This is a genomic window from Streptomyces sp. NPDC058646 (assembly GCF_042716875.1).
GTDB lineage: Bacteria > Actinomycetota > Actinomycetes > Streptomycetales > Streptomycetaceae > Streptomyces.
In genome coordinates this window covers 84,671-98,199 of the sequence record NZ_JBHXRK010000002.1, presented here as the reverse complement: position 1 = coordinate 98,199, position 13,529 = coordinate 84,671, and the positions used below count along the sequence as shown (strand labels likewise).

Genomic DNA, 13,529 nt, shown 5'->3' with positions numbered 1-13,529 from the left:
CCTGACGGGGGGGGTGTCCGGAGCTTCCGACCAGGGCTCCGGACACACCTGTTCTCGTCATACCGGAACCGGGACTTGGCCGTCCGTCCGACCCCCGCTGTAGCCTGGGAAGCGTCATCTCGCTGCCTGGTTGTGCTGTGCCATGGGGGATGTTGTGGGGGATCCGGACCGCCGGCAGAAGACCGATCACCAGCACCAGCCACCCGAGGACGCCGCGCCGTCGTTTCCCGCGCAGCTGCGGCGTCTTCGGGTGCAACGCGGCCTGTCGCTCGCCGACCTGGCCCGCCAGACGCACTACAGCAAGGGCTACCTCAGCAAGATCGAGACCGGCTCGAAGCGCGTCACCGTCGATGTCGCGCGTCGCTGCGACGAGGTACTGCGAGCAGAGGGTGGGCTTCTGCGGATGGCCCGGGAGGGTGAATCTCCCGACGGCGACGCACGCGCCGACGTCGGGGCAGGGGACGGAAACGGAAGCGGAACCGAAGCGCCCGGTCCGCAGTCGGAGGGTGACTGCCCCTACCGCGGCCTGCCGGCGTTCACCTCCCGGGACGCGGCGTGGTTCTTCGGCCGGGAGCGCGCCACCTCCGAACTCGCCGAGCGGGTCTTCGAGCGCATCGGGAACGGGCCGCTGCTCCTGGTCGCCCCCTCGGGCGCGGGCAAGTCCTCCCTGCTGAACGCCGGCCTCGTACCGGCCCTCCGGCGCCCTGGGGGCTTCCCGATGCCGGGCGCCGAGGACTGGCCGGTGGTCGCCCTCACTCCCACCGCGCATCCGCTGGAGGAACTGCTGGACCGCGCCGCGAAGGCGCTGGGCAGCGATCTCGGCGTCACCGTACGGGAGGTGCGCGACCGGCCGCGGACGCTCCTCGAAGCCGTCCGCCGGCTCTCGGGCACCGGCCCCGCGGCGGCCGGGGGCCCGCAGCCGCCGCCAGGCCGCCCGGTCCTGATCGTCGACCAGTTCGAGGAGCTGTTCACCCTCTGCCCGGACGACGAGGAGCGGCGCGCCTTCGTACGCGTGCTCCGCTCGGTGGCCACCGCCGGCCCGGACACGGCCGGCCTCGATCCCGCGGTCGTGGTGCTCGGATTACGCGCCGACTTCTCCGGGAGCTGTCTGGACCTGCCCGAACTGGCCTCCGTCTTCACCGAGGGGCTGTGCGTCCTGCCTCCGATGTCCGTGGCGGAGCTGCGGGAATCGATCACGCGCCCGGCGGAACTCGCCGGTCTCACCCTCGAACCCGGTCTCGTCCCGCTGCTCCTGCGCGACGCCGGACTGCGCGAGGAGCCGGGCTCCCCCGGCGCGGGCGGGATGCCGGGCCACACCCCCTCCGCTGCGCTGCCCCTGGTGTCCCACGCGCTGATGGCCACCTGGCAGCGGCGCGAGGGGGCCACCCTGACGGTCGCCGGGTACGAGCACAGCGGCGGCATCCGGGGGGCGATCGCCCGGACCGCCGAGACCGTGTTCGGCCGGCTGTACCCGGCCGAGCAGAAGACCATCCGCCGCATCCTGGTCCGTCTGGTCCACGTCGCCGACGGTACGGGGGCCACCCGGCGCCGCATCGGCCGGACCGCGCTGATGCAGCAACTGGCCGACCCCGACGGGGTGGCGGCGGCCCTCGACCCGTTCGTCCGGGCCCGGCTGATCACCGTGGGCAGCGACACGGTGGAGATCACCCACGAGGCGCTGCTGCACGCCTGGCCCCGGCTGCACGGCTGGATCCACGCCGACCGGGCCGGGCTGCTGATCCACCAGCAGCTGGCCCACGCCGCCGACGAATGGGAGCGGGAGGGCCGCGACCCCTCGATCCTGTACCGCGGGACCAGGCTCGACAACGTCCGCTCCTGGGCCGAGGAGTTCGACGGCCGGAGCCGGCTCGCCCCCCGGGAGGCGGACTTCCTGCGGGCGAGCCAGGACGCCGAGGACGGCCGCGCGAGGCAGGCACGGCGTCAGGTCCGGCTGCGCCAGGGCATGCTGGCCACCCTCGTCGTGCTGCTGGCGCTGGCCCTGACCGCCGGCGGGCTGGCGTACCAGCAGCGCGCGGGCGCCCTCGCCCAGGAACGCGTGGCCCGGTCGCGGGCCCTCGCCCTGCAGTCCACCTCGCTGGCCGCCGGGCAGCCGGAGCGGTCGATGCTGCTCGCCGGGGCGGCGTACGGGACCGAGGCGACCGCGGAGGCGCGCGGGGCACTGCTGAGCACCCAGGCCCAGCCCTTCGTCGCGCGGCTCGGCGGGCACGGCGGTCCGGTCAACGCGGTGGCCTTCGCCCCCGGCAGCGAGCTGCTCGCCACGGCCAGTTCCGACGGCACGGTGACGGTGCGGCGGGTGGCGGACCGCGTGACGACCGCGACGTTCACCCTGCCCGGCCGGGTGCGCTCGGTGGCCTTCGCCCCCGACGGCCGCACCCTCGCGGCGACGGCCACGGACGGGCCCGCCCGGCTCTGGCGCCTCGCGGACCCCCGTACGGCGGTGGAGCTCCCCGCCAGCACGGCCGGTGCCCGGGCGCTGGCCTTCTCGCCCGACGGGCGGACGCTGGCCTCGGCGGACGCCGACGGCGCCGTGCGGCTGTGGGACACCGCCGGGGACCACCGGCCGGCTGCCACTCTCACCGGGCACAGCGGGAGGATCAACGCACTGGCCTACGCCCCGGACGGCAAGACCCTGGTCTCGGCCGGGTCGGACCGGTCCGTCCGGCTGTGGGACGCGGTGGAGGCGCGGCCCCTCGCCGTGCTCACCGGGCACACCGACGAGGTGCTGGGCGCGGCGTTCTCACCGGACGGGAAGACGGCGGCCACCGGTGGCGTGGACCGGACCGTGCGGCTGTGGGACGTCGCGGCGCGGCGCCAGAGCGCGGCGCTGACCGGGCACAGCGACGACGTGAACGCGGTCACCTACACCCCCGACGGGACGACGGTGGTCAGCGCGGGCGGCGACGGGACGACGCGGTTGTGGGACGTGCCCGGCGGCCGGGCCGTCGCCACGCTCGCCGGGCACACCGACTACGTGCTCGGGGTGGCCGTGGACTCCGCGGGCACCCTGCTGGCCACCGCCGGGTTCGACCAGTCCGTGGTGCTGTGGGACCTGCGCGGCCGGGTGCTGACGGCGCGTCCGTTCACCGAGGTCTGGCACGCCGCGTACGGCCCCGGGGGCGAGCTGCTGGCCACCGCCGAGTCCGACCACACGGTGCGGCTGTGGGACGTGGCGCGGCGGCGGGTCGTGGCCTCCTTCACCGGGCACACCGAGACCGTGTTCTCGGTGGCCTTCGCACCCGACGGACGGACCCTGGCCTCGGCCGGGTCGGACGGCTCGATCCGGCTGTGGGACGTCGCCTCGGGTACGGCGCCGGTCACGCTCGCCAGCCGGCACGGCACCGTCTTCTCGGTGGCCTTCGCACCCGACGGACGGACGCTCGCCTCGGCCGGGTCGGACGGTGCGGTCCGGCTGTGGGACGTCCCGGGCCGCGGTCTGCTCGCGACGCTCAGCGGTCATACGGACTTCGCCAACGACGTGGCGTTCAGCCCCGACGGGCGCACCCTGGCGAGCGCGGGCGACGATCTCACGGTCCGGCTGTGGGACGTCCCGGCCCGTCGTCCGCTGGCCACGCTCACCGGGCACACGGGAGCGGTGCGGGGCGTGGCCTTCAGCCCGGACGGGCGGTCCCTCGCGAGCAGCGGCAACGAGGGGACCGTACGCCTGTGGGACGCCGGCCGGCACGTCCTGGTGGCGTCGCTGACGGGGCACACGGGCTCCGCGCGGGGCCTCGGCTTCTCCCCCGACGGGCGCACCCTCGCCTCCAGCGGCAACGACCGCACGGTGCGGCTGTGGGACGTGGCCGGGCGGCGGCTCACGGCCACGCTGACGGGACACGCGAACGCGGTGTGGAGCGTCGCCTTCGCCCCCGACGGTCGGACGGTGGCCAGCAGCAGCACCGACGGCACCGTACGGCTGTGGAACCTGGACGTCGGGGAGCGGCTGGCGGAGATCTGCCGGCTGCGCGCGGACCTCGGGGCGCGGCAGGCGGCCGCGCTCCTGCCGGGCGCCTCCCGCTCAGCCGGTCCCGCGTGCGACGGGTCCTGACGCGGGTGCCGGGTCCTGACCCCGGCGACGGGCCGCCCGGGGCGGGGTTTCCCCGGGGGTTTCCCGTTGCCCGTTCCGGTGGGGCGCCGCCGGAGTCTCGACGTGCGGGGGCGGCGGCCCGCAGGCTGCGTCGCAGGTGACCGCCGCACGACGGGTCCCCCGTGGGGGACGGGCCCCCGGCCCCCCGCAGTACACGGCCACTCGGCCATCCACTGGAATCGAGGTCCGCATGCCACGCCGGTCCGCCCTCTTCGGCCCGCTCATCGCCCTGTTCGCCCTCCTGTCCCTCCTCCTCCCGTCGCCCGCCGTGGCCGCCGGGGCCGCATCCGACGGCGCGTGTGCCGTACGGGCGCCGGGCGCCTCCCCCACGGCCGAACGGGCCGTCGCCGCGGCCTGCGCACAGGTCGACGCCGGGGTCTGGTACACCTGGGGCGGCGGCCACGGACCGCAGCCGGGTGCCACGTACGGGCAGGTGGACCCGAGCGACCCGGCCAGCGAACACGACCCCGAACGGCTGGGCTTCGACTGCTCGGGGCTGGTCCGCCACGCCTACGCCCAGGCCGCCGGCTCGGACATCCTCGACGGCGTGGCCAGCAGCCAGTACTACACGCACCGGGCCGCCGGACGTTTCACCGCCGCCCAGGGCCTCGGCCCGCTGCTCCCCGGCGACCTGCTGGTGTGGGGCACCTCCCGGGACCTGCACCACATCGCCGTCTACCTCGGCGCGGGCAAGATGGCGGAGGCCCGGCAGTCCGGGACGAAACTGATGGTCAGTGACGTCCGGCTGAACGCGGACTACTTCGGGGCGGTCCGCGTCGACGCCGGTCCCGTGACGGGGCACGTCTTCCGGACCTGGGGCACCGGCGTCTGGACCAAGGCCCAGCCGTCCGTCCGGGCCGAACGCGTCTACGCCTTCCCGGGGCCGACGACGATCCGGGTCGAGTGCCAGAAGCACGCGGAGGAGGTCACGTCGGACGGCTACACCAACGACGCCTGGTCATACCTGCCCGACTACGGAGCCTGGGTCAGCAACATCTACGTCCGGGGGCCCGCCTGGCTGGAGGGCGTGCCCACCTGCACGAGGCGATGACGCGCTCCGGGGCCCTCCGCCGGCCGCACCGCCCGCCGCTGCGGTCGTCGACGGGTACGCGCCGAACGGGCTCCGGATCCCGCCCCGCACCCGCGGGTCGCCCTCCGGCTGAAGCTGCTCTGCCGCCGGCACGGGTCGCGTGCCGTCCGGGCCGAGGGTGATGGGGGCCCAGTTGTTGTCGTACAGCGGGCCGGTGCCGGTCAGCCGGCGCCAGCGGTGCTCACCGGTGCGGAAGTCGACCGCGGTGAGGTACCAGGCGTCGATGCCCCAGGCGTTGGGCTCCTTCTCGTAGAAGTAGAGCAGCCCGTTGGCGGTGGAGAGCTTGGGCACGGTCGAGGGCGAGCGGATCCCGCTCTCCCAGACCGTGTCGCAGCCGCTGCCGTCGGCGCGGACGTCGATGCGGCTGACGCCGCCGACGACGGACTTGCCCAGCAGCAGGCCGGCGGGGTTCTCGTATCCGTAGTTGTTCTCGACGACGATGCTGTTTCCCCAGGTGACCAGGGAGTTGTGGGTGGTCGAGGCGCCGGTCCGGAAGACGGGGACCTTGCAGACCAGCCTGCGGCCGGCGGGGACGTCGGCGCCCCGCTGATAGACCAGGACGTTCATCCGGTCGTCGGCGTTGTCGGTGATGGCGACGTGGCCGTTGCCGAAGAGGTCCGGGTCGGTGACGAGGGAGACGCCGTCCTCGGCGACGGAGAAGGAGTTCTGGATCTCCTCGCCCCGCAGCCGGACGGAGCGGATCTGCGAGGTCACCGGGTCGACGGTGCCGACGCGGCCCTGGTGGGTGACCCACCAGATCCGGCCGTTCCGGTCGGGCATGACGGAGGTGACGGGGTCACAGGTGCCGCTGGGCCACAGGTCGGTCCAGCTGACGCAGTCGTGCGGGACGTGTCCGGTGAGGTCCCAGTCGTCGTCGACGGAGAACTTTGCAGCTGCCGTCCGGGTCCTGCGTGTGCGACAGCCACAGGACGTGCTGGCGGGAGTCGGCGAGGACGGCCCGGTCCTGGTCGTCCAGGTAGAAGTAGGCGCCGCCCGAGGTGTCCTTGAAGATCTTCGCGAAGTCGAGCGAGGTGATCGCCTCGACGGTCGAAGGGCGCTGCGGGAGCTGGTGTTCCGCGAGCGTGGCCAGCGTCCGGGGGTCGAGGAGCTTGACCTTGAAGCCGGAGAAGGTACCGCACACCGTGACGAGGCGGCCTCCGGAGTCGAAGGTGGCGGTGGCGCATTCGCCGCCGAGGGCGGCGATCCTCCCGCTGGTCACCCGCGGGTTCCTGCCGAGCGGGCCGGACCAGGGTGACGTGGCGCTGCCGGCGGCGTCGGAGTGCATGCCGCTGCGGCCGTTGGGCGCGAGGAAGGGGTGCTGCGGCGGGGCTTCCCCGGGGAGTGGTGCGGCAGTGGCGGGGCTGCCGTCGTAGTGGCTGACCAGGCGGTGCCCGGGGGCCTTGGGTATCTCCTCTGCCTGGGCCGGGGGGTTCCCGTCCAGCGCCGTGAGGGCGGCGAGGACGGGGAGCGCGGCGCAGTGCAGCGTTCCTCGGAGCATGCGGACTTCCTCCGTTGCCTTCTCGTGCTGTTGACCGTGCGTCTGACCTCGCGCGCCGCCCGACGCTGGATCGCGCTGTCCGAAGAGTCCATGGAGGTGCCGGACGATTCGTGAACGCGCAGCAGCTGAGGGTGACTTACGGCTTCAGGCCGGACACCACGTCCGCGGTGGCGGCCAGGCCGTTGTGGATGGTCGCGGCCATGCTGCTGCCCGCGAGATAGAAGCCGAGCAGGACGCACACGAGGGCGTGCGAGAACTTGAGACCGCCGCTGCGCACGAAGATCCACGCAAGGACGAGGAGCAGGACGACCACGGAGAGGGAAAGCACCATCGAAACCTCCTTACTCGGCGCCATGGTGGCGCAGGAAGGGATGCCTTCGGGCGAAAGACGTGTCCGCCGTACGGGTGTTGACCGTCCGTGACGGGCGATCAGTCCTTGACGATCTCGTCCCAGTGCGCCGTACGGTCGCACCAGCGCGCGAGCAGGACCGGATCGTGGCCGACCGCCAGCAGCCCGGCCCCCGACTCGGCGCGGTACTCCTCGACCACCGTGACCAGCGCCGCCGTGGTGGAGGCGTCCAGCATCGCGGTCATCTCGTCGCAGACCAGCCAGCGCGGGCGCAGGACGAGCGCCCGGGCCAGACAGGCGCGCTGCAGCTGGCCGTCGCTCACCTCGTGCGGCCTCCGGGTGAGCAGGTCCGCGCCGAGACCGACCCGCTCCGCCAATTCGCCGACGACCGGGGCCACTTCCGTACGGCGGCCCGTGGCGCGCAGCGGTTCGGCGACGAGGTCGTGGAGGCGCAGCCGCGGGTCGGCGGACAGGCGGGGCTGCTGGAAGACGACGCCGACCGCGGTGCGCAGTGACCGCGGGGCCCGGTGGCGGAACCCGGTCACGGTGCGGCCGTCCAGGGTCACGCTCCCGCGGTCGGGGCGGTGCAGCAGGGCGGCGACCCGGGCGAGGGTCGACTTCCCGCAGCCGCTCGGCCCCAGCAGACCGAGGGAGGCGCCGGGGTGCAGGGTGAGGTGCGCGCCGCGGACGACCGGGTCGCGCCCGCCGTACCCCGCGGTGATGTCCTTGAGCTCAAGCATGGTGGCAGGCCGACCCTTCGGTGAGCAGCGGCCGTTCGGTGCGGCAGAGCGTGTCGGCGCGGGCGCAGCGGGCGGCGAAGGCGCAGCCTGGGGGGAGGGCGCCGAGTTCGGGCGGAGCGCCGGGGACGGGGGTGAAGGCCCGTTCGGGGAGGGCTTCGAGGAGTCCCCGGGCGTAGGGGTGGCGGGGGCCGGGCGGGCCGAAGAAGGAGCGGGCCGGGGCCAGTTCCACGATCCGTCCGGCGTACATGACGGCGACGGTGTCCGCGATGCGCTCCGCGGCGGCGAGGTCGTGCGTGATCAGCAGCAGGGCCCGCCCGGCTTCCCGGGTGTGGGCCCGCAGTTCGTCGGCCGTGCGGTGCACGAGGTCCCGGTCGAGGCCCGTGGTCGGCTCGTCCGCGAGCAGGAGCGGGGCGTCGCCGACCAGGGCGAGGGCGGTGGCGGCGCGCTGGGCGAGGCCGCCGGAGAGCTCGTGGGGGTAGCGGTCGAGGTGGGAGGCGGGGAAGGCGGCCCGGGCCGCTGCCGCCTCGGCCGCCGCGCGCAGCCGCAGGGCGCCGGGCCGCGGGCGCCGCCGCAGGAAGCCCGCCCGGGGACCGGGCCCGGGGCGGTCCGGGGGCGGGTCCGCCGCGCCGGGCCGGCCCGCGGAGCCGGACGGGCCGGGGCCCAGCTCCCGGACGCTCTCCTCCAGGTGGGCCCGGACGGTGCGGACGGGGGTGAGGTGCGCCGCCGGGCTCTGCGGGACCAGGCCGACGCGGCGGCCCCGTACCGTCCCGGCCAGCGTCCGCTCGTCGGCGGCGAGCAGGTCCAGGCCGTCGGCGAGCCGGGCGGAGCCGGCGGTCTCGGCGTTGCCGGGGAGCAGGCCGAGCAGGGCGGAGGCGAGCACCGACTTGCCGCAGCCGCTCTCCCCGACGAGGGCCAGGCACGCGCCGGGGGCGAGGTCGAAGGTGACCTCGCTGACGGCCTCGACGTACCGGCCGGCGGGCATGCGGAAGCGGACGGAGAGAGCCTCGACGGTGAGGACGGCCCCCGCGGCGGAGGCTTCAGCGGCCGGGACGGGCACGGGGTGGGTCACAGGGTCAGCTCCGAGCGGCGCCGGGGGTTGAGGCGGTCGCGCCAGGCGCCCGCGAGGCCCGCCATGGCCAGGGTCGGGACGATGAGCAGGAGGCCGGGGAAGAGCGTGGGCCACCAGTCGCCGGCCAGCAGGGAACCCCTGGCGCTCTGGACGAGTCCGCCGAGGCTGGCCTGGTGCGCGGGAAGTCCCAGGCCCAGGAAGGACAGCGCGGACTCGTGCCACATGGCGTGCGGGACCATCAGCACGGCGGCCAGGCCCGCCTGCGGGAGGACCCCCGGCACCAGGTGCCGTACGGTGATCCGCCACCGCGAGGCGCCGCCCGAGACCGCCGCGTCCACGTAGGGCCGGCCCCGCAGGGACAGGACCTCCGCGCGGACGATGCGGGCGGTCGACAGCCAGTGGGTCACGGCGACGGAGGCGACGACCGGCCAGACCCCGGGGCGGAACATCGCCACGACGAAGATGCCCAGCAGCAGGTGCGGGATGGAGGACAGCGCGTCCACGACGCGCATCACCAGGCGGTCGGTCCAGCCGCCCAGCGCGCCGGCCGCCGCGCCCACCGCCGTGCCGGCCACGGTGGCGGCCAGCGCGGCGACCAGCCCGACGGCCAGTGAGACCCGCAGCCCGTAGACGCACCTCAGGAGCAGGTCCCGCCCGACGTCGTCCGTCCCGAAGGGGTGCGCCCACGACGGCGGAAGGAGCTTTGCCGACAAGTCGACCGCCTGCTGGTCGAGCTGTGCGAGCGGCGGGACCAGGAGCACCGCCGCCACGATCAGCGCGACGGTCGCCGCCGAAGCCCGTACGCGCAGCGTGCGCGTCGAACGCCGGGTGCGGCCCGCGGGCTGCCAGGCCCGGCCGGCCATGGGTTCAGCCATCGAAACCCACCCTCGGGTCGGCCAGCCCGTAGAGCAGGTCGGACAGCAGGTTCCCGGCGAGCACCGCGGCCGTGGCCAGCACGGTCAGGGCAGCGAGCAGCGGGAAGTCCACCGAGGTAGCCGCCTGCACGGTCGCCGCGGCGATGCCCGGCCAGCTGAAGACGGTCTCGACGAGCAGCGCGCCGGTGATCAGTTCCGGGACCCGCGAGCCGACCAGGGTCAGCATCGGCAGCATGCCGGAGCGGAGCCCGTGCCCGAGGAGGACGGTCCGCTCCGCGAGACCCCGCGCGCGGGCCCCGCGGACGGGGTCCTCCGCGAGCGCGTCGGCGACGCCCTGGCGGACGTACAGGAAGAACCAGGGGAGTTGGGAGAGGCCCAGCACCAGTGCGGGCAGCACCAGGTGCGAGGCGACCTGCCCGAAGGTGACGACGTCGCTGCCCGCGTCGGTCAGGCCGCCGGAGGGCAGGGCCCCCAGCCGTACCGAGAAGAACCAGATGGCCAGCAGGCCCAGCCAGAAGGCCGGGGCCGCTTCCAGGGTGTACGCGAGCGCGGACACCGCCCGGTCCAGCGGGCCGCCCGGCCGGCGCGCGGCCAGCACTCCGAGCGCGGTGCCCGCGAGGACCGCCAGCACGAAGGCGCAGGCGGCGAGCAGCGCGGACCAGCCGACCCGTTCGGCGATGACGTCGGACACCGGCTGCCGCATGACGGAGGAGGTGCCGAAGTCCCCGGTGAGGGCCGAGGTCAGCCAGTCCCACCAGCGCGTGACCAGCGGCCGGTCCGTGCCGAGGTTGGCCCGCAGCTCGTCGAGGTGCTCCTGGGAGGCGGTGAGGCCGGCGGTGCCGGCGTACGCCTTGACGGGGTCGAAGGGGGACAGCGCGGCGACGGCGAAGACCCCGAAGGTGACGGCGAGCAGCACGGGGGCGGCGAAGAGGGTCCGCCGCCCCGCCATGCGCGCCATCGGCCCCCAGGGCAGGCGGGCGGAGCGGGAGGTCACTGGGCCGGGCTCACTTCTGCTTCGGCTTCCAGCTCTCGACGTTCCACCAGGGGCCTGAGCCGAGGCCGTGGTCGTGCGGCTCGACCTGGGTGCCGAGCCCCTCCCACCTGTCGTTCACCACGTACAGGTGGTCGATGTGGGTGAGGAAGACGTAGCCCGGGTTCTTCACGAGCTCGCGCTGCACGGTGTCGTACGCCGCCTTGCGGGCGGCCGGGTCGCCGCTGCGGCGGCCGTCTTCGAGGGCGCGGTCCACGGTCGGGTTGTCGTACCGGGCCATGTTGTTGAAGCCGTCACCGCCGAGCGAGGAGGTCAGCAGCTGGTACTGGTCGAAGTCCGGGTCGGCGGGGGAGCCGCCGCCCGCGAGGACCGCGTCCGTCTTCATGCGGGGCTCGATGACCTCCCAGGTCCCGGCCTCGGTCCTGATCTCGATGCCGGCCTTCTTGGCGTCGGAGGCGAAGGCGAGGGCGTGGTCCTGGCGGATCTTGTCGCCGGAGGTGTACCAGAGCGGGAAGGAGGCGCGGACTCCGTCCTTGACGCGGATTCCGTCCTCGCCGGCCTTCCAGCCGGCGTCGTCGAGGATCCGGCGCGCCCGGTCGAGGTCGTGCGCGCGCTCGGTGCCGGCCGTGAACCAGGGACTGCCGGTCGGGACCGGGCCGTACGCGGGCTTGCCCGCGCCGTCGAGGAGCTTGTCGACCATGGCGCCCCGGTCGACGGCGATGTCCAGGGCCTGGCGGACCGCCAGGTCACCGGTGACCCTGTGCTGCGTCGGCAGGGTCACGTTGCGGTAGTCGAAGGTCCTGGCCGCGAAGGTCGTGCGCGTCCCGTCCTTCTCGAAGGCCCTGGCGAGGTTGGGCGGGAGGATCGCGGCGTCCAGCTCGCCGGAGCGCAGCCGGGTGAGGCGTACGTCGTCGTCCTTGATGACGGCCATGGTGAACTTCTTGACGGCGGGTTCACCGCCCCAGTACCCGGGGTTGGCCCTGAAGCTGAGCTTCTCGCCCTTGGACCAGCCGGTGAGCAGGTAGGGGCCGGTACCGACGGGCCGGGTGGTGAAGTCTCCGCTGTTGACGTCCTGCCCTCCCGCGACGTGTTCGGGGGCGATCGGCAGCACGGTGCGCTCGGCGAAGGGCGCGTAGGGGTACTTCAGCGTGAAGACGACCGTGTCCTCGCCCCGCGCCTCGACGCTCTCGACGGCGTCGAGTTCGGTCTTCGACGCGTTGTTCGTCTTCGCGTCGAGGATCGTCCGGTAGGTGAAGACGACATCCTTGGCGGAGAAGGGCGCCCCGTCGCTGAACTTCACGCCCTGGCGCAGCGCGTAGGTGTACGTGCGTCCGTCGGCGGAGACCTCGGGGAGGGCGCGGGCCAGTGCGGGCTGCAGCTTCATCTCGGCGTCGTGCGTGAGCAGTCCGTCGAAGATCTTGGAGTTGCCGTCCTTGCCGTAGCCGAGGAGCGGGCTGAGGCTCTCCGGCTCGGTGGCGATGCCGACCACGGCCGAGTCCGCGCCGCCGGCGTCCGCCGCGCCGCCCGGGGAGGGGTTCGAGCAGGCCGCCACGCCCGTGATGAGTGCGGCGGCCAGCGTGGCGCCGACCGCTCCCCGTACTGTCCGGGCCGTCATGCTGTGCACATCCCTGTTTACGATCATCTGTTATTGCAAAGAGATCGCAATAATGCCAGACGGGGGCAGAGGAAGACGAACCGGGTCACACCGGGGGCCATTTTCGGCCAGGCCGACCGGAGGGCGCACGGGTCTTGCCGGGTCTCCGTTCCGCGTGCCATATATGTCTAGACCTTTACGAGGATGCGGAGGAAGGCACCCCGTGCGACGCACCGCCCCCACGCTCGCCCTCTGCCTGGCCCTCCTCGGCCCGGCGGGGTGCACCGCGGCCGACACCGTGGCCCCGCCCGCTCCCGCCGGGCTCACGGCGCAGGCCGGCAGCGCCACCACCGTGCACGTCATGTGGGACGCGGCGAAGCCCTCGGACGGGGTGACCGGCTACCAGGTGTTCCAGGCCGGCCGCCCGGTGCGGGAGCTCCCGGCCGGGAAGACCATGACGGACGTCACCGGGCTCACCCCGCAGACGGGCTACGCCTTCACGGTCCGGGCCGAGGACGCCGCGGGCAACCTCTCCCCGCAGACCCCGGTGGCCACGGTCACCACCCCGGCGGCCCGGTCCGAGGACCGCACGGCCCCCACCGCCCCGGCCACCACCACGGGCAGCGCGACCGGCCCCCGCGCCGCCCGGATGTCCTGGTCCGCGGCCACGGACGACACGGACGTGACGGCCTACGACGTCTACCAGGGCGGCGTCCGCATCCATACCGCCGGCCCCGGTGAGAGCGGTACCGTCCTCACCGGCCTCCAGCCGGACACCGTCTACACCTTCACCGTCCGCGCCCGGGACGGGGCGGACAACTCCTCCCCCGACGGCCCGCCGGTGGACGTGACGACCCCGCCCGCCTCCGGGCAGGGCCCCGGTACGGCGCCCGCGGAGTTCGCCGCGGCCGTCTCGCCCGGGGCGGTCACCCTCACCTGGACACCCCCCGACACCGGGCGGGAGACCAGCGAGTACCAGCTCTACGTCAACGAACGGCCCACGACCGTCATCCAGTTCGGCGCCGGTGCGGTTCCGGCGGGCAGGGCCGAGCACCGGCTGACGGTGACCGAGCCGGCCGGCACCGTGTGGGCCGTGAAACTGCGGGCCCGGCTGCCCGACGGCAACTGGGGCGCCTTCTCCGCGGAGCGGCGGATCGTTCTCGTAGCGTGAAATCCGACGGGCGTTCCGGCCTGATCGGCCCTGCCGTGAAAGAAGAT

The 13,529-nt window shown here is 74.4% G+C and carries 9 protein-coding genes and 1 pseudogene; 3 read left to right on the top strand and 7 right to left on the bottom strand.

What is annotated here, in order from left to right:
* Positions 1-142 precede the first annotated feature (142 nt).
* Together ACFWUZ_RS03965 and ACFWUZ_RS03960 are read left to right on the top strand one after the other, a co-directional pair.
* A complete protein-coding gene (locus ACFWUZ_RS03965; protein ID WP_384366601.1) occupies positions 143-4,066 on the top strand; it encodes a helix-turn-helix domain-containing protein in 3,924 nt (1,307 codons plus the stop codon).
* 229 nt (positions 4,067-4,295) lie between these two features.
* Complete coding sequence (locus tag ACFWUZ_RS03960; RefSeq protein WP_384366598.1) at positions 4,296-5,156, top strand: NlpC/P60 family protein; 861 nt, start codon at positions 4,296-4,298, stop codon at positions 5,154-5,156.
* Positions 5,157-5,294: 138 nt separating this feature from the next.
* On the opposite strand, the pseudogene ACFWUZ_RS03955 reads toward ACFWUZ_RS03960, so the two are convergent.
* From ACFWUZ_RS03955 to ACFWUZ_RS03925, 7 genes and pseudogenes are all read right to left on the bottom strand, one after another.
* A pseudogene (locus ACFWUZ_RS03955) lies at positions 5,295-6,693 on the bottom strand (hypothetical protein); the annotation flags it as partial.
* A 136-nt stretch (positions 6,694-6,829) separates the two neighbouring features.
* Entirely contained in the window at positions 6,830-7,024 is a 195-nt protein-coding gene (locus tag ACFWUZ_RS03950; protein ID WP_384366595.1) for a hypothetical protein, read from the bottom strand.
* A gap of 98 nt (positions 7,025-7,122) precedes the next feature.
* The gene (locus tag ACFWUZ_RS03945; RefSeq protein ID WP_384366591.1) at positions 7,123-7,782 is read right to left on the bottom strand and encodes an ABC transporter ATP-binding protein; all 660 of its coding nucleotides are present in this window, start codon (positions 7,780-7,782) and stop codon (positions 7,123-7,125) included.
* Positions 7,775-8,764: an oligopeptide/dipeptide ABC transporter ATP-binding protein gene (locus ACFWUZ_RS03940; protein WP_384367255.1), complete on the bottom strand. Its 990-nt coding sequence runs from the start codon at positions 8,762-8,764 to the stop codon at positions 7,775-7,777. The genes ACFWUZ_RS03945 and ACFWUZ_RS03940 overlap by 8 nt, the downstream gene beginning before the upstream one ends.
* 83 nt (positions 8,765-8,847) lie before the next feature.
* Positions 8,848-9,714: an ABC transporter permease gene (locus tag ACFWUZ_RS03935; protein WP_384367253.1), complete on the bottom strand. Its 867-nt coding sequence runs from the start codon at positions 9,712-9,714 to the stop codon at positions 8,848-8,850.
* Positions 9,715-9,718: 4 nt separating this feature from the next.
* Positions 9,719-10,684: an ABC transporter permease gene (locus ACFWUZ_RS03930; protein ID WP_384367250.1), complete on the bottom strand. Its 966-nt coding sequence runs from the start codon at positions 10,682-10,684 to the stop codon at positions 9,719-9,721.
* A gap of 46 nt (positions 10,685-10,730) precedes the next feature.
* Entirely contained in the window at positions 10,731-12,332 is a 1,602-nt protein-coding gene (locus ACFWUZ_RS03925; protein ID WP_384366588.1) for an ABC transporter substrate-binding protein, read from the bottom strand.
* A gap of 202 nt (positions 12,333-12,534) precedes the next feature.
* On the opposite strand from ACFWUZ_RS03925, the gene ACFWUZ_RS03920 reads away from it, so the two are divergent.
* A complete protein-coding gene (locus ACFWUZ_RS03920) occupies positions 12,535-13,482 on the top strand; it encodes a fibronectin type III domain-containing protein (protein WP_384366585.1) in 948 nt (315 codons plus the stop codon).
* Positions 13,483-13,529 lie beyond the last annotated feature (47 nt).